Annotated in this window: 14 protein-coding genes; 1 reads left to right on the top strand and 13 read right to left on the bottom strand. The window is 37.1% G+C overall.

Going from position 1 to position 18,487, the window contains the following annotated elements; all coding sequences use genetic code 11:
- Window positions 1-168: 168 nt before the first annotated feature.
- Complete coding sequence (locus ACZLXV_RS12750; RefSeq protein ID WP_482383671.1) at window positions 169-855, bottom strand: polysaccharide deacetylase family protein; 687 nt, start codon at window positions 853-855, stop codon at window positions 169-171.
- A gap of 304 nt (window positions 856-1,159) precedes the next feature.
- Here ACZLXV_RS12750 and ACZLXV_RS12745 point away from each other — a divergent pair, with 304 nt between their 5' ends.
- Complete coding sequence (locus ACZLXV_RS12745; protein WP_022224369.1) at window positions 1,160-3,601, top strand: glycoside hydrolase family 94 protein; 2,442 nt, start codon at window positions 1,160-1,162, stop codon at window positions 3,599-3,601.
- Window positions 3,602-3,722: 121 nt separating this feature from the next.
- On the opposite strand, the gene trxA is transcribed toward ACZLXV_RS12745, so the two are convergent.
- The 12 genes from trxA to ACZLXV_RS12685 all read right to left on the bottom strand — a co-directional run bounded on the left by trxA (window position 3,723) and on the right by ACZLXV_RS12685 (window position 18,359).
- The gene (gene trxA, locus ACZLXV_RS12740) at window positions 3,723-4,022 is read right to left on the bottom strand and encodes a thioredoxin (RefSeq protein ID WP_022224368.1); all 300 of its coding nucleotides are present in this window, start codon (window positions 4,020-4,022) and stop codon (window positions 3,723-3,725) included.
- 100 nt (window positions 4,023-4,122) lie between these two features.
- Window positions 4,123-5,367, bottom strand: coding sequence for a 3-isopropylmalate dehydratase large subunit (locus ACZLXV_RS12735; protein ID WP_482383670.1), 1,245 nt, complete (start codon window positions 5,365-5,367; stop codon window positions 4,123-4,125).
- 10 nt (window positions 5,368-5,377) lie between these two features.
- The gene (locus ACZLXV_RS12730) at window positions 5,378-5,869 is read right to left on the bottom strand and encodes a LeuD/DmdB family oxidoreductase small subunit (protein ID WP_482383669.1); all 492 of its coding nucleotides are present in this window, start codon (window positions 5,867-5,869) and stop codon (window positions 5,378-5,380) included.
- Between the two features lie 59 nt (window positions 5,870-5,928).
- A complete protein-coding gene (locus ACZLXV_RS12725; RefSeq protein WP_022224365.1) occupies window positions 5,929-7,176 on the bottom strand; it encodes a 3-isopropylmalate dehydratase large subunit in 1,248 nt (415 codons plus the stop codon).
- Between the two features lie 4 nt (window positions 7,177-7,180).
- Window positions 7,181-7,654 (bottom strand): LeuD/DmdB family oxidoreductase small subunit, encoded by a 474-nt coding sequence (locus ACZLXV_RS12720; protein WP_022224364.1) that lies wholly within the window; start codon window positions 7,652-7,654, stop codon window positions 7,181-7,183.
- An 87-nt stretch (window positions 7,655-7,741) separates the two neighbouring features.
- Window positions 7,742-8,854, bottom strand: a complete 1,113-nt coding sequence (locus ACZLXV_RS12715; protein ID WP_482383668.1) for a HipA domain-containing protein — start codon at window positions 8,852-8,854, stop codon at window positions 7,742-7,744.
- A 241-nt stretch (window positions 8,855-9,095) separates the two neighbouring features.
- Window positions 9,096-10,295 carry a pyridoxal phosphate-dependent aminotransferase gene (locus ACZLXV_RS12710; protein ID WP_022224362.1) on the bottom strand — a complete coding sequence of 400 codons (1,200 nt, stop codon included), beginning with the start codon at window positions 10,293-10,295 and terminating at the stop codon, window positions 9,096-9,098.
- A gap of 247 nt (window positions 10,296-10,542) precedes the next feature.
- On the bottom strand, window positions 10,543-11,907 hold the full coding sequence (locus ACZLXV_RS12705) for a PFL family protein (RefSeq protein ID WP_482383667.1): 1,365 nt from the start codon (window positions 11,905-11,907) through the stop codon (window positions 10,543-10,545).
- 21 nt (window positions 11,908-11,928) lie between these two features.
- Window positions 11,929-12,201: an ACT domain-containing protein gene (locus ACZLXV_RS12700; RefSeq protein ID WP_022224360.1), complete on the bottom strand. Its 273-nt coding sequence runs from the start codon at window positions 12,199-12,201 to the stop codon at window positions 11,929-11,931.
- Between the two features lie 21 nt (window positions 12,202-12,222).
- A complete protein-coding gene (locus ACZLXV_RS12695; RefSeq protein WP_022224359.1) occupies window positions 12,223-13,017 on the bottom strand; it encodes an MBL fold metallo-hydrolase in 795 nt (264 codons plus the stop codon).
- A 31-nt stretch (window positions 13,018-13,048) separates the two neighbouring features.
- Window positions 13,049-15,379, bottom strand: a complete 2,331-nt coding sequence (locus ACZLXV_RS12690) for a cell division FtsA domain-containing protein (RefSeq protein WP_482383666.1) — start codon at window positions 15,377-15,379, stop codon at window positions 13,049-13,051.
- A gap of 241 nt (window positions 15,380-15,620) precedes the next feature.
- On the bottom strand, window positions 15,621-18,359 hold the full coding sequence (locus tag ACZLXV_RS12685) for a CotH kinase family protein (RefSeq protein WP_482383665.1): 2,739 nt from the start codon (window positions 18,357-18,359) through the stop codon (window positions 15,621-15,623).
- Window positions 18,360-18,487: the final 128 nt, after the last annotated feature.

The raw sequence follows: 18,487 nt of genomic DNA, 5'->3' as shown, positions 1-18,487 counted from the left end.
GAAAGCAGGAGATTTTGTTAAAAAACCTCCCACAAAATCAATCAAATTTAAAAGCCAATGGAATTTACTCTTGCACTGGAATTTACTTTTTCAAGTCAGCATTTAAATATATAGACATTCCCACACATTACCGGTATTGTTAAACACTTCCTTAATATGTCCGTAAATTTATTGGTATTCATAGAAATGACACTTCCTGCTTCTCTTTGACAATGTATCAAATGCATATCCGTTTTCTTTTAATTCCGTTATTATGTTTTTAAGTACGGATAATGTCACCTTGTTTGAACCTGAATCATGCATGAGCAATACAGGTTCACAATATTTTGAATAATCCTTTCTTATATTTCTCATGATGGAATCCGGCGTCGGATTTCCAACGGAGTCTTCCGCACTCACGTTCCAATCCGCATAACCAAGCCCCGTCTCCTTAAATCTCTCTATGATATTTTTTCTGTAACCGCTTATATAAGAGTTCGCACTTCCCCACGGAAACCTCACAAGCTTTGGTTTATAGTTAAAACCTTTTTCCATCTTATCACGTACTTTCATCACATCGTTATAATAGCTTTCACAATTGCAATATATCTCATCCGCCTCATGTGTATATGTATGTATTCCTATTTCATGCCCCTCTCTTATTTCTCTTTTTATCGTTTTTTTATACTCCCCCTCTATCTGCTGTCCGATAACAAAAAATGTTGCTTTCACGCCCTCACTGTCCAAAATATCAAGATACTTTTCCGTAAGACAGCTTGGTCCGTCATCAAATGTAAGAAATGCCGTTTTTTTCTCTGTTTTTTCTCCATTATCCGCAATTACCTCAACTGTTTCCTCTCCATTATCCGTACTCACTTCTTTTCTCTCACATCCACACAATATGTCAGCAAGGCATATCGTCATGGCAAACAACATAATCTCAAAAAAGTACACAGCCTTTCTATAAATGATACCAATTACCTCCTTTTTTGCCAAAGCAATAAAAAAACAATTTTTTCATGTATATCTTATGCAAATTATAAGGCTATATGATTATTGCTTTTAGTTCTTTTTTAGAATATAATTTTGTGGAGATGATTCTAAAAAAAATCAAATGTACTCTCGGACTCTTCTGAACGAAGAATTTCGAGAGTACATTCAATATGAACGGAGGAAAAATATGAAATTTGGATTTTTCGATGACCCAAATAAGGAGTATGTTATCACTACTCCAAAAACACCTCTTCCATGGATAAATTATCTTGGAAGCAACAATTTCTTTTCACTTATTTCAAACACATGCGGCGGTTACAGTTTTTACAAGGATGCTAAACTTCTCCGCATCACACGTTACCGCTACAACAATATACCAACTGATGAGGGAGGCCGTTATTATTACATAAAAGACGGTGATACAGTATGGAATCCGGGATGGCAACCTGTAAAGACTGACCTCGACTCTTACGAGTGTCGTCATGGCATGGGATACAGCCGCTTCACATCAAGCAAAAATGATATTGAAGCATCTCTTTTGGCTTTTGTTCCCGTAAATGATAACTGTGAAGTTAACCAGCTTAAAATCACAAACAAATCATCAAAACCAAAAACTATCACACTTTTCTCTTATGTTGAATTCTGTCTCTGGAATGCTATGGACGATATGACAAACTTCCAGCGTAATTTAAATATAGGTGAAGTCGAAGTTGTAGGTTCTACAATCTATCATAAAACAGAGTACCGTGAGCGCAGAAACCATTTTGCCGTATATTCTGTAAATGCGGATGTAGATGGTTTTGATACAAGCCGTGATGAATTTTTAGGTGCTTACCGCGGTGTAGCTAATCCAGCCGTAGTAGAAGAAGGAAAAGCACATAACTCTATAGCAAGCGGATGGAGCCCTATCGGTTCTCACCAGATAAACATTACACTTGAGCCTGATGAGACAAAGAGCTTTATCTTTGTTCTCGGATATTGCGAAAATCCTGTAGACGAAAAATTCGTTGCACCAAATGTAATAAATAAAAAGCCTGCAGATGAGCTTCTTGCAAAATATCAGACTGACGAACAGGTGTATGCAGCTCTTGACGAACTTAAACTTGATTGGGAAAATCTCCTTTCTAAGTTCACTGTCAAATCAAGTGAAGAAAAACTTGACCGTATGGTAAATATCTGGAATCAGTATCAGTGTATGGTTACATTTAACATGTCACGTTCTGCTTCTTATTATGAGTCAGGAATCGGTCGTGGAATGGGATTCAGAGATTCATGTCAGGATCTTTTAGGTTTCGTTCATCTTATTCCTGAGCGTGCAAGAGAGAGAATTATCGATATTGCATCTACTCAGTTTGAGGACGGAAGTGCTTACCACCAGTATCAGCCGCTCACAAAGAAAGGTAATTCCGATATAGGAAGCGGCTTCAATGACGATCCTTTATGGCTTATCGCAGGAACATCCGCTTATATCCGTGAAACAGGCGATACTTCTATTCTTGAAGAGATGGTTCCTTTCGATAATGACGAGAGCAAAGCTGTTACACTTATGGAACATCTTAAACGCTCATTTGACTACATTGTAAACCACAAGGGTCCACACAATCTTCCTCTTATCGGACGTGCTGACTGGAACGATTGTCTAAACCTCAACTGCTTCTCTGAGCACCCGGGTGAATCTTTCCAGACATTCGGACCTAGCGAAGGACCTGTTGCAGAATCTGTATTTATCGGTGGAATGTTTGTTAAATACGGTAAGGAATATGCAGATCTTTGTGCTTACACAGGTGACCAGGCAGAAGCTGACCGTGCCATGAAAGAAGTTGCAGCAATGAACGATGCCGTACTCGACGGCGGCTGGGACGGCGACTGGTTTGTCCGTGCATATGATGCATACGGTAAAAAGATTGGTTCTAAAGAATGTGAAGAAGGACAGATTTATATCGAGCCACAGGGATTCTGTGTGCTTGCAGGTATCGGTGTTGAGACTGGCGAAGCTAAAAAAGCTCTCGACTCCGTAAAAGAAAAACTTGATACTAAATACGGTATTGTTTTACTTCAGCCTGCCTACACAAAATATCATGTTGAACTCGGTGAAATCTCTTCTTATCCACCTGGATACAAAGAAAATGCCGGTATCTTCTGCCACAACAACCCTTGGGTTTCATGTGCTGAAACAGTTATCGGCCGTGGAAACAGAGCTTTTGAAATCTATAAAAAGACTTGCCCTGCTTACATTGAAGATATAAGTGAAATCCACTGCACAGAGCCATATGTATACTCTCAGATGATAGCCGGAAAAGATGCTCACTTCTTCGGACAGGCTAAAAACAGCTGGCTTACCGGAACTGCTGCATGGACATTTGTAAACGTATCACAGTATATCCTTGGAGTAGTGCCTACATTAAACGGTCTTAGCATCGACCCATGTATCCCTTCTGAGATGGGAACTGAATTCACAATGACACGTAAATATCGTGAAGGAATCTACAATATCAAAGTTGAAAATCCTTCAAAGGTTGAAAAGGGTGTTGCTAAACTTATCGTAAACGGAAAAGAACTTGCAGGTACAACTGTTGTACCTTACGAAAAGGGTCAGACACACTATGATGTCACTGTTGTAATGGGTTAATTTGTAAATTTTGAACTAAATATATTACACAAAAAAGCCGGAATACATATAAAATATTATTTGTATTCCGGCTTTTATTGATTTTAGTATTGTATGTCAAGTTCAAAAACAATTCCTTAATTTACGATATAAATTCTTCTATCTTGTCCTTTGGAATAACCCCAATGCTTCTGTCAGCTTCCTTACCGTCTTTAAATAAAACAAGTGCCGGTATACTCTGTATTCTGTACTTCATTGCAAGATCAGGATTTTTATCAACATCTGCATTGAAAAATTCTACATCAGACTTTTCTTCTGATAACTGCTCTACTATAGGACCTATCATATTACAAGGTCCGCACCATGCTGCTGAAAAATCAACTAAAGCACATTTGCTTGATAAAACTTCGCTCATATCATTATTTTCAATTTTTTTAACCATAATCTATACCATCCTTTTCATATAAATCTACTGTATGCATTACATATGCTACCACATTTTTATAACATATGTATACTTTGTTATTGATAGTTTATATCAATTATTGTGGTACTACTATTTTCCCGGCTATGGCACATGCTGCGGCAGATTTTGGTGATGCAAGATAGATGCCTACCTTTGATGTTCCCATACGTCCGAGGAAGTTACGGTTGTTAGTTGCAACAACAGTCTCTCCGTCTGTCAAAATTCCGCCTGTTCGTCCACAGCAAAGACCACAACTTGGATGTGTTATTATTGCACCTGCTTTTGAAAGAATTTCCATAGTTCCGTTTTCTACTGCCTGTCTGTAAATCTTGCGGCTGGCAGGTGTGACAATAAGTTTTACGAAAGGAGCTATATGTCTGCCCTTTAAAACTTCTGCTGCTGCCATCAGATCTTCAAGTCGTCCGTTTGTACATGAACCGATAAATACCTGGTCAATCTCCTTTCCCTCAATTTCTGATATAGGTTTTACATTATCAACATTTGAAGGACATGCCATAACAGGTACTAAATCTTCCGCATTATAATTTATAACTCTTGAATAAACCGCATCGCTGTCTCCAACCAAATCTTTCTGCTCGTCTGTAAGCTCTATCTCACAGTACTCTGCCGTTTTCTCATCAGGTGTGAATAACGCACATTTTGCACCCGCTTCAATTGCCATATTTGACATTGACATTCTGGATGCAACAGACATATTCTCAACCGTATCTCCGGCAAATTCAAGCGCCTTATATGTCGCACCATCAGCACCAAGGTCTCCGATAAGCTTCAGGATGATATCTTTTGCCATGACATTTTCAGGAAGTTTTCCGTTAATGTTTACTTTAATTGTCTCAGGTACACGAATCCAGAGAGTTCCGGTTCCGAGAATGCTTGCCATTTCGGTATAACCGATTCCAGATGAAAATGCACCAACACATCCATATGTAGTAGTATGGCTGTCTGTTCCAAAAACTATGTTTCCCGGTTTGACATATCCTGCTTCTGTCATAAGCTGATGACAAATTCCATCTGAGCGGTGAATATTTTTCATGCCGTATTTTTCAACAAATTCATTTCCGATTCTAAAATGTCTTGTATCATCAACCTGACTTGCCGGAACAAGATGGTCATATATAAGAACAGCCTTGTCGGCATCCCATATCTTTGTAAATCCCATCTCCTCAAACTTTGAGGCAACAAACGGAATAAATATATCATGTATCATAACTCTGTCAACATTTACGGTAACTATTTCTCCCGGCTTAACTTCTTTGCCGACATTATTTCTAAGGATTTTTTCAATAATTGTTGAACCCATAACTTTCCTCCTAATCCAATCCATTCAATTTGCGCATTGCCTTTACAAGTCCGCCTGCATCAATTATCTTAACAAGATTATCAGGAAGTGATGCTATAGGATATTTATTTCCATTATAATCTATATCTTCATTAACTGTAACCGTGACACTATCACCCTCTTTTACATCATCATGAAGTTTATCATTTTCAATAAGCAAAAGTCCGTTATTTATTGAATTTCTAAAGAATATTCTCGCAAACGATTTTGCGATTACACATTTGATACCAAGTGCTTTTATTATCTCAGGTGCCTGTTCTCTTGATGAACCACAGCCAAAATTCTTTCCTGCAACGATAATATCACCCTCCTTAATCTGACTTGCAAGTTCAGGTCTGAGTGGCGAAAATGCATATGGTGCCATATCATTAACTGTTTCTAATGCAAGGTACTCTGTCGGAATAATAATATCTGTATCTATATCATCACCAAGCACCCATACTTTTCCACTAAACTGTGCCATTTGTCTTTCCTCTTTTCGTCCTTATTTCAGTGCAGACATACTCCATGCCCGCTTCTTGTTTACAACAAATCCGATGTTGTTATCTCTCCTTTTATGGCTGATGCTGTAACTGTTGCCGCTGATGCAAGATAGATAAATGAATCCTTATGTCCTGCACGTCCTTTGAAATTTCTTGTTCCCGTACTTATAAGAACCTCATTTTCGCCGATAACGCCCTGACAGCTTCCCCAGCATACACTGCAGTTTGGATTCATAACAATTGCCCCTGCTTCCATAAATGTATCAATAATACCTTCTTTAAGCGCCTGCTCATAAACAGCCGCACTTGCAGGTACTACAAGAAAACGTACAAGCGGAGCAACTTTCTTTCCTTTGATAATCTCTGCACCCGCACGCAAATCTTCTATTCGACCATTATTACATGAGCCTAAAAATGCCTCATCAATATGAGTTCCAAGACATTCCTTTGCAGGCACCACGCTGTCTACAAAATGAGGTTTTGCAACAATTGGTTCAATCTCATCAAGATTAATGTCGTAAACCTTTGCAAATTTTGCATCTGCATCACTCGAAAAACTATGTTTTGGCTTTCTTCCATGCTCTTTAAGATATTCTATTGTTATGTCGTCAACTTCCATAAGAGCAGTTTTAGCACCTGCCTCAACACAGAGATTACAGATTGATATTCTGTCACTCATATTCAAAGTTTTAAGACCTTCTCCGCCAAACTCCATAGCCATGTAATTGGCACCGTTAGCACCAATCTTTCCTATAATAGTAAGTATAAGGTCTCTTGCATAAACACCATCTCTAAGTTTTCCTTTAAGATTAAATCTGAGTGTCTCAGGAACAAGAAGCCATGACTTACCTGTAACCATGGCATATAGATAATCTGTGCATCCAACACCTGTACCAAACGCACCTACTGCTCCGTAAGCGCATGTGTGACTGTCAGCTCCAAAGATAAGTTCACCTGATGTAACATGATTTTCCATCATGACCTGATGACATACACCTGCTCCCTCATAAAATTTAATTCCATGCTCTTTGGCAAAATCCCTCATTTTCTTATGAGACGCTGCTGTCTTTACACTGTCACACGGAACATTGTGGTCTACTATCCAGACAAGCTTGTCTACGTCTGCGATATGTGGATTTTTAAGTTTATTGTACATATCTATTGTAAGATGTGTTGTTCCGTCGTTACTCATAAGTCTGTCAAGTTCTACTGTATGTATATCTCCCGGCTTAACCTCATTTACGCCTGCGGCTGCCGCAATAATCTTTTCTGCAATTGTCATTCCCATGAAACTAATCCTCCTTATTTAATGATGCAATAAGACCACCCTGGTCAAGTATTCCCTGCATATATGCCGGAAGTTTTGTACACTGGTATTCTTTGTCACCCACACGCACAATGCCTTCCTGAAGATTAAGTTCCATCTCATCACCCGCATTTACATTGTCATGCAAATCCTTACAGACAATAACCGGAAGTCCGATGTTGATTGAATTTCTATAAAATATTCTCGCAAACGATTTTGCAATGACTGCCTTAACTCCAAGTGCTTTTAATACGCTTGGTGCCTGCTCTCTCGAAGAACCGCATCCGAAATTTTCAGAAGCCACCACATAATCCCCCTGTTTTACATTTGCTGCAAAGTCAGGATCAAGTGACTCAAATGTATGTGTTTTCATCTCATCAATTGTCGGAAAAAGAAGATACTGCGATGCTATTATCTGGTCAGTATCAACATCCTGATTGAATTTAAAAATCTTACCCATTTATAGTTTCCTCCATTTTATTGTTGAAATCGCTTTTTTTTAATTATACCATATTTTTTATTTGCTGTGAACTGTGTGCCTTTATCGTCAATCCAAAATCAGTTTTATTTGATTTCGTATAATTCTTTCAAGCTCTTTTACTCTCCATTCTGGCAGAGCAAACTTACTCTTATCTTCAAACTCAAAATTTTTCATATTTATCAGTCTTCTTCTTGCATCCGGATATAATACTGCTTTTGCAAGGTCGCTAAAAGAATCATACAGTTTTGGAATTCTGCTTTTAATATATTTTTCGTTAAAATCTTCTTTTTCGGCATAACATAATAACGATACATTATGATCAAATAGAGGAGCAGCACTTACTATCTCATAAGTATCCGTATCAAATATAAATCCAAAATTTCCTTTATGTCTGTCTTCATTCAAAATAAGAGCATCAAAAATAAACATATCTGCTAATTGTTTATCCCCAACTCTTTTAGAATACTCATCAATTATATCTGCCGGTAAAGATTTTGAACTTATCAAGCTAAATGGCACAAAACCATATTGTTCATTTGTAAAACAATTGCAAACTGAACATAAACGATTATTATAATTTCTTATATCATATATTACATGTTCTGCTGAAAAAGCATCTGCCACCTGACTTGAATAAAATTCAGAGTATGGCTCCAACCCTGTATTGCGTGCTCCTGAGCTCCCTCTTTTTAACAATTTTATCTGATCATTTTCACGAATCCAACATTTTGCAAAGGTTCCATCTGTACTATACTCAGGAGAGGGCGTTGATAAATTATCTCCGTACATTCCTCCATCAAATGCCGTATGAGCCACAACTTCATTAAACGGATTGCAAAACAAAGAAACCTTTTCCCAGCTCAAATTACTGTCTGCCTGCTTTACCCAAAATGTGTCTGTAAGTGCCAAAGCATGTGTCACGTCCAAAAATCCTTTTATATTATCACATCCGCTCCTCACAAGAAGTTCTTTTATATGCTCCCTTCCTCTCGGTGCTGCTCTATGCGTGATAAAATTTCCTACATCTTTTATCCAAAAAGGCAGTCTTAATACATGTACATTTGTTATCCTTACAAGTCCTGATTTTATTTCTAAAGTAAATGTCGCAACAATTTCATTTTTATTCATCAATGAATAATTAGTTGATTCATCCTTTGATCCGGAATTTATTTTATTCATAAAAATCCTCATTTCTGCTCATAATTTTGCTTACAATAATACTAATTATATCATCCAATTTTCAGCCATGCAATTACAGCTTTTGAATTCTTGATTCCTGTCTGAAACCTTTACCTCCCATTTATTTTGCTATAACATAAAAATAACAGCCACAGAATATCACGATTTTATCATGTTTTCTGCGGCTATTTTTAATATGATTATAAACTTTTTATTATATCTTATTATTTTTTAATCCAATCTACGCAAGTTCTTTTATGAAACTCTCAATTCTGTCAAGTCCCTTTTCAATCTGCTCAATTGATATAGCATATGAAAGACGGAAACAGTCTGCAAAACCGAAGTCTGCACATGGTACGATAGCTGTATTGTACTCGTTGATAAGTATATCCGCCATCTGTGGAACGCTGTCAATCTTTGTTCCCTTGTATGACTTGCCTAATACTGCGCTTGCATCTACGAACACATAAAATGCTCCCATTGGCTCAAGTGTATCAAGAAGAGGCATTTCGCATACTCTCTTGTACATATATTTGCGGCGCTTGTCAAATTCAGCATGCATTTTTTCTACAGAATCCTGTGGGCCTGTAAGTGCTTCTACTGCTGCTTTCTGTGCTATTGAGTTTGGATTTGATGTCTGGTGGCTCTGTACACTTCCCATCATCTTTGCGATTTCTTTTGATGAACCTGTATAACCGATTCTCCATCCTGTCATCGCATAGCTCTTTGCAAGTCCGCTGCATGTGATTGTTCTGTCATATATATCTTTTCCAAGTGATGCAATACTTATGTGTTTCTGCTCACCATAAACAAGCATCTCATACATTTCATCTGCTACAACATAGAAATCTTTTTCTACTGCAACTTTTGCAATTGCACGAAGTTCTTCCTCTGTGTAAAGCATTCCTGTAGGATTGTTTGGTGTATTTAATACAAGTGCCTTTGTCTTGTCTGTCACTGCATTTGCAAGATCCTCTGCTGTAAGTTTAAAGTTCTGCTCTTTTGTTGTTGTAACGATTACAGGTACACCTCCTGCAAGTTTTACTATCTCAGGATAGCTGAGCCAGAATGGTGCAGGTATAATAACCTCATCTCCCGGATTTAAAAGTGCAGTAAATATATTTGTAAGTGAATGTTTTCCACCATTGCTTATAACGATTTGGTCTGTATCATAATCAAGTCCGTTAAATTCCTTAAATTTTTTAGATATAGCCTCTTTTAATTCATTTGTTCCTGAAGCCGGTGTGTACTTGGTAAAACCGTCTTTAATAGCCTTTATGGCTGCTTCACAAATGTTTTCAGGTGTGTTGAAATCAGGTTCGCCTGCTCCAAATCCAACTACATCTTTTCCCTGTGCTTTAAGTTCTTTTGCTTTCGCTGTAATTGCAAGAGTTGACGAAGGTTTAACTGCTGCTGCTTTTTTTGATAATTCTAATGACATGTTTCTAACCTCATTCCTGCGACTTTATCGCATAAGTAATTTAATATTTTTACGCCCGTACCAAGAATATTATTCAAAATGAATTTTATTCACAATACGATTTTAATTATCTCACAATATACATATGTACGTCAATATATATGTTAACAATTATATCAAAAAAATATACCCTAAAATTGTAAAAATTAACAAAACCCTTACAATTTCAAGGTATAATAATGTAATTTTATGTTTATTCTTAATTTTCTTAATTCTTAAAGCTATGGATTGGTGCAGGAATTCTTCCGCCCCTGTTCACAAACTCGCTGCAGTCAAACTGATTTACTGGCATTATAGGTGCATATCCTAACAGTCCTCCAAATTCAACCATCTCTCCGACTTTCTTTCCCGGAACAGGTATAAGTCTCGCTGCTGTCGTCTTTTGGTTTATCATTCCGATTGCCATCTCGTCGGCTATGATACCGGCTATTGTCTCAGGCTTTGTATCTCCCGGTATAGCAACCATGTCAAGTCCAACTGAGCAGACACATGTCATTGCTTCAAGCTTTTCAAGTGTGAGTGCTCCGTCCTGAACGGCATTTATCATTCCCTGATCCTCACTAACCGGAATAAATGCTCCGCTAAGGCCTCCGACATATGAAGATGCCATTACACCGCCTTTTTTAACCTGATCGTTAAGCATTGCAAGTGCTGCGGTAGTTCCCGGTGCTCCTGCTCTCTCAAGTCCCATCTCCTCAAAGATGTCTGCAATACTGTCTCCTATTGCAGGTGTAGGTGCAAGTGAAAGGTCTATAATTCCAAATGGAATTTCAAGTCTTTTTGATGCCTCAAGTGCAACAAGCTGACCCACTCTTGTAATCTTAAATGCAGTCTTTTTAATTTTTTCACAGAGAGCTCCAAAATCAAGTCCATGTGCTGACTCAAGTGCTTTTCTCATAACTCCCGGTCCGCTGACTCCGACATTTATTATCTCGTCAGCTTCCGTAACACCGTGGAATGCTCCCGCCATAAACGGATTATCATCAGGTGCATTGCAAAATACAACAAGTTTTGCACAGCCATTGCAGTCACAATCAACTGTAATATCAGCAGTCTCACGGACAATGTCTCCCATAAGTCTTACGGCATCCATATTAAGTCCTGTTTTTGTTGAACCAACATTTACCGAACTGCATACAAAGTCTGTCGCTTTGAGTGCCTCCGGGATAGAGCGTATAAGAAGTTCATCGCTCTTTGTCATTCCTTTAGAAACAAGTGCCGAGTAACCTCCGATAAAATTTACTCCCACTTCCTTTGCAGCCTTATCAAGCGTCTTTGCTATCGTTACATAATCCTCAGTTGTCTTACATGCAGATCCCCCGATAAGAGCAATAGGTGTAACCGAAATTCTCTTGTTTACAATAGGAATACCGTATTCAAGTTCTATTTCTTTTCCTGTAGAAACAAGATTTTTTGCTACAGTTGTGATACGGTTGTATATTTTTTCATTTAATTTTTCAAGATTATCATCTATACAATTTAAAAGGCTGATTCCAAGTGTAATAGTTCTTACATCAAGGTTTTCCTTCTCAATCATATCGTTAGTTTCTTTTACTTCTGCTATATTTATCATACTAACTTTATTTCCCCCTCATTAAATTCTGTGCATTTTATCAAATATATCTTCTCGCTGCGCCTTTATCGTACAACCCATGTCCTCACCAATCTTTTCAAGTGCGCTGTTAAATCCTGCAAAGTCTGTTTTGCATTCTGCCACATCAACAATCATCATCATGTTGAAAAATCCACCTACTATTGTCTGTGAAATATCAAGAATATTTACATTGTTCTCTGCGAGATATGTACAAACTTTTGCAATAATACCCACACTATCCTTACCTACTACTGTTATAACTGTTTTTTTCATTTTATCTTTTCCTTTCTTATCCTAAAGCACAACCATTTTGGAAGGCTCATCTCTCTTTGCCACAGACAGGTCAAAATTAAGTTCTTTTAACCCTATCTCTTCCCACAACTGACATTTTACTGCTTCAAATGCAAGCTGCGGATAATTGTTTTCTTTTGATAAATGTGCAAGAAATGCATATTTCAATTTTTTATTTATAACTTTACATAAAAGGCTTCCTGAATCTTCATTGGATAAATGCCCATATTCACTTAATATTCTTCTCTTAAGTGAATACGGATAACTTCCCGCTTCAAGCATACTGATATCATGATTAGCTTCTATAAATAATACTTCCGTATTTTTCAAATGCGAAATGATATATTCATCATATTTTCCCAGGTCGGTCGCTATACTTGCCTTATGCCCTTCAGCCGTAAGTGTATATCCCACCGGGTCTGCTGCATCATGTGAAGTAGAAAATGGCATAACTGTTATTTCTCCCATTGATACCGGTTCATCTGCATGAACTTCAAAAAGATGATTCATTGAAATAACACCCTTTTTGTCTTTAAGCCTTATGGAATCAAGTGTCCCACCTGTCGCATAAACAGGTGTATCAAACATTTTTACCATCATGTTTATTCCCTGAATATGATCGCTGTGTTCATGTGTTACAAATATACCATTTAACTGCTCAGGTGCAACACCAATCTTTTTAAGTCCCTCTACTATCCTCTTCCTGCTTACTCCCGCATCTATCAAAATGTTTGTATCACCGCTGCCAACATACGTACAGTTTCCACTGCTTCCGCTGGCAATACTGCATATTCTCATATTTACCTCGCTTCTTTTCTATATCCTATTTTCAATCTACCCACTGTATCACAACATTGTCACCATCATTTACAGGCAGCACAAAGTCACCTGGCACACCATTTACTGATGTCTCCAAATGGTCACCGTGAGCCACTGATGTATCTACAGGATAAAAATCAAGTACATCTACAAGAATATATTTTTTCTTTCCTTTCATAACAACCGTGTCACCATTTACCGTAATAGTGATATCATGAACTTCTGCATTTTCTTCTGCATTCTTAGACTGCTCCCCGGCTGTCTCACCACCGGTGCTGTGTGTTTCTACTTTATTATTGTCATCCTGAGTAATATTCTCTTTTTCATTGTTGCCTGCTAATTCACTGTCATACGCTAAATCAGCGTGAAAATCAACAGCATTTTCTCCGGAGATTTCTTCTTTTTGGTCTATTTCGATTTTGCTTTCGTCAGAGTGTTCCTCTCTTTGGTTTTCGTTAGAATGTTTCTCTAACTCCTCTATTGAATATATAGTCTCTTCCGGGAACTCAGGTTCTCCGTACTTTTCAAAAAGTTCGGCATAATTCGGCTCTTCTTTTTTTATTTCACATAATATCGAAAAATTGTCGTAAACTTTCGTTTCCATATCGGCAGGCACATTATTTACATATACTTTTCCACAGTATATTATATCCATGAATTCAAGAACCTGTTTCAATGTATAGTAATCCTGAAACTCTATCTCATCCCCATCCTTTATATCATAAAAACCGGATACAAACTCACCGTTTACTATGACAAATCTTGGACAGAGTATTTCTTTTTTGTTAAACATAAACTTTATAGTTGCTTTGTACTCCGGAATATCTTCTATTTCGAGTACAGCATCTTCACCTGCCGTAGAAGGTTCTATATCTATCTTGGCATTCTGCGTAACAGGTGTGTTCATGCCCACTTCAACACCATTCATTTTTATTGAACTTGATTCACCCTGTTTTCCCCTGAGCATTCTCTTTTCACCATTTACCGTATAAATAATGCTTTTTCCTCTCTTAGGAAACAAATCTTCATTTGGAAATCCTATATTAAGTGCTGCATCTATAACAGTGAGCTTACCATTGTCATACAGCTTAATTCTCTCATCATTTATGTTGACGAAAATAAAATTGTTTCGCTGTTCATAGAAATTCAGGCAAATTCCTACCGGCGTAACAAGAAGTGAATCCACTTTTATATCATCCTGCATAAACGTAATGTTACCCATAACTTCTGAACCTCTGAGTGCCACTCTCTCTTTTGGCAGTTCCAGAAATTCAGCAAGACTTTCAACAAATCCTTTTATTTTGCCTCCGCCTCCGACTACAAAAACAGCACTTACAGATTTTCCGCCATTGAGTTCTATAATCTTATCGGCAACACTCTTGGTAATAGAATAAACTGTGTCTTTTACAACCTCGGCTATTTCCTCGGAAGAAACTTTATACGGAAGTCCCATTATGTCACTAAATTCAACTTCGTCCATCTCTGTGCTTTTACATTTCAATGCATCCGCTTCATTAAAATCTGTCAGATAGTGTTTTGCAAGACATTCCGTGATTTCATCTCCTGCACTCGGTATCATTCCGTATGCAACAATACTGCCATCCTTTGTAATGGAAATATCCGATGTTCCTGCCCCTACATCTACAAGTGCTATATTCAGCAATCTGAATCTTTCCGGTATCGCAACATTTATCGCCGCAATAGGCTCCAAAGTAAGATTAGCCACATATAGTCCTGCTCTCTCAACAGCCGCATAAAGTCCGTCTACAACCTCATCAGGCAGGAAAGTGGCAATAAGCTCACATGAAATCTTATTACATTTATGTCCTTCAAGGTTCGTTATAACATATCCATTCTGATAATAATGTTTAACAGAATATCCTACACAATAAAATTTTATATCATCACTTTTTTTCTCTTCTCTAAGTTTTTCATATGCATTTTCAACACCAAGCATATCAAGTGTGTATATATTTTCCGTTGTAACAACTGTCTCAGACTTAAAATCAATTTCTGCTTCTGCCTCTACAGTCATAAGCACACGTCCCGCTGCCGCAATACATACATCTTTATATGTACGCCCGGTCATCTGCTCAAGCCTTTCACGAATTTCGCTTATGGTGGCCGCAACCATGTTTATGTCATGAATCTGTCCATCCATCATTGCTCTTGTTTCGTGTTCTTTCGAGGTCTGTGCAACTACAGTAAATCCCTTTGTGTCACGATATCCAACTGTTCCAACAATACTTCTTGTACCTATATCCAGTCCAAAGACAAGCTGTTCCGGAACACCTTCCATCTTCACTTTTTTTATCTCGACATTCTCTGTCTCACTTATCACTATGGAACCCCCTTAATCATCACAATTATCAATATTTTACCAAATAAATTGTTATAATACAAGTCTTAAGCCGCAACATCAGAATACCTATAACTTTTATGACCGCATATTCACTGATATGATAAGAAAACAGAAGACTTTGGTGCATACGTTTTAAAACCGCAGTTACCAAAGTCTCCCATTATAATTTATGTATTTAATATTGGAGTCAAAAGGCATTTTGACCCTTGTATCATATATTTTATTTAACTGTTACCTTACAGAATTTGATTATATTCTCCTGATAACAATATACAACAATCAATGCCGTTCCCTTTTTCTTTGCATGAATTATCCCTGCATCATCAATCTCTGCCACTTTTTTATTTGAAGATACAAAATTCAAATTCGGATTGTACACTTTTTCAGGCAATACCGTAATATTTAGTTTCTGTGATTTACCCTTTTTCAAAGTCATTTTTGTTTTGCCCAGCTTAAAATCCTTTATCATAACAATATCGTCCCATGAAATAACATGAATCTTACACTTCACTGCTTTTAATCCCTTTATCTTTGCTGTAACAGTACAAACTCCAAGTTTCTGAGTAGCAGAAACAACACCATTGTTTACTGAAACCATATCCTTATCCGATACTGACCACTTAATTTCAGGCATAACTGCTCCTAACGGCTGTATACTGTATTTAAGTACATAATCATCATAAGGTGTCATATATATTTCATTGTTTCTGAAAACTAAGCTTTTAGGTTTATTAACTTTAGTTTTTTTCTTCCACTTCGCATATACTGTGGCTTTTTTCTCCGTCAATGTCGTGTCTGCTGTAAATTTAGTCTCATATGACTTCCCGTCAATCTTTTGCCTGTAATACCATCCTTTAAAATAGTATCCCTTCTTAGTCGGATCTTTAGGCATTATATTTTCTGTTCCCGACACAAAATCGGCAGTATAATATACTTTTTTGCCAACTTTAAATGTGACTTTTGTACCGGATGCGAACTTATCTATTGATGATATATTCTTGTCAATCCAGTCAATTCTTTCACGAATCCACTTTTTAAATCTGGTTTCCTCACTGTCATATGTCACTTCATTCCCCGAAGGCAGTGGCAAATCAAGTATATCTTTCACTCCTGCCAAAGCCTCCTCATTTAGCATAAAATCATCACCATTATAACGAGAATACTTTTCATTTACATTATAATTTGCTTTTTGTGAAGCATACTGTTTTTTTGAATATGTATCTATAATCCCGCCATCTTTTATGCCTTCAAGAAGTTTTTCTTTAATATATGACCATCTTGCCGCAAATTTATTTCTAAATTTTTCATTTGAAAACAATTTTATAAACCATGGATTTCTTGCTAAATTCAATCCCTCAACCTGATTTTCTCCACTAAATTCAGTAGCACCCCACGCAACATAATCAAAATCCCACAAAGGTCCCCAATAAAGCTTGCCGTTTCTCTTTTTATAAAGATATGTGCTGCCTGAACCAAAAGCATCTCCATTTAATGAAAATTCCTGCACCCAGTAATAATCTATTGCTGAGTCAACATCAAGATACTCATCATACGAAATGCCATCACTGTCTTTAAAATTCTTTCCGAATATAGCGTTTTCCGTCTGTTGCACATAATTTGATATGTAATTATACTGTTCAACATTTGTGTAATCCTCAAAGTCAGGACTTTCAATTGCAAATGTCATTCCCTTCTCGGTATTTATATTTAATCTGTCACTCTCCTGATCACATGCCAAAAGATATCCTCCTGTTATGGCTGAACCACTCGTGATTGCTTTTGTTTCATCGTTCTCAGCAAGATCGTCAATATTTACTCTGCTCTTTCCTACCCTTACCTGTTCACACAGATAATAACTTCCAAGGTACTTGTTATTCATAACAACATTTACAAATTCACATTTTGGTGTATATTCAAGACCGATAGCATCACCAAGCCAGTATGTAAACTTGTTTCTAAGCATTGACACATCATAATAGTTTGCCAAAAGTATCCAGTGTTTATTGGCACCCATTCCCAAAAGGTCTGCTTTTTTATCCAATTTAAACTTGTACGGTCTTTTACTTGGACCCCATGTGGAATTTCCTCTTCCTCTTATGTATTCAAGCTCGTATGTTGCTGTTTTGAGTTCTTTATCTGTATACTCTGATTTATAACCTTCCGGTATATTGAGCGTTATATTTCCATAACACTCTGTCTGGTGATCCACATCTCCATTCATAGATGCTATAGGAGTTATCGACTCGTCAATATCAACATTTACCGTAGGTATATCTTCTTCAAGGAAAAACATATACTCTAACAGGAGTTTTAAATTTGTTCCTGCATAATCTTTACCATTATTGTCAGTTATTTTAAATGAAACCTTATGTTTTCCGCTGATTTTATCAAGACTAAGTTTTACGCACTCATTATCGCCTAATTTCCAAACATTCTTTCTTTTCTGACTTGGCAGCTTTATCTTTGCAAAACTTTCATTTGAACCATCCAGATAAAAAGAAATACTTATGTCTCTCTTTCTCTCAGCAATTCCCGAAAAAACAATATATCTGCTCTTTTCATTAAAATCAATTTCTTTGCTGATAGTGAAATTGGTTTTCTCAATTTCTTCTGTATTTCCGCTCACCATAAGTGCTGATGTGCTTTCATGCTGAGATAAGATAATGTTTTCATTATCCTTACTAAGAATTTTAGACTCATATAACTTAGAAAACTCCTGCTTATCATCAGGACTGATATATGCATCAGTTTTATTGTCAGCTGTTTTGATATTTGCTTTTTTAATGCCCACACCGGACTTTTTTGCACCAAATCCAGTCTTATCGCTGACTAAACTTTCCTGTTTCTTATCAGCTTTCTTTACAGACACCGCTTTGGAATAATTTCCACTGCCAAATACAGTAACCAGTGATATAGCTGCCGCCAAAGTCATGGCTATTATTTTTTTCTTTTTTTTCAAAAAAACACTCCTTTCAAATGTATGTTGATAATTAGGCGTTTGCGAAACGCCACACGCCGCATAAATACGACATTTTTTTGTTACTAAATATAAAAATCTCCTCACGGTTTGTGGTATAATGGAGTTGT

The organism is Butyribacter sp. (assembly GCF_056818865.1).
This window is presented reverse-complemented; position numbering and strand designations above follow the sequence as displayed.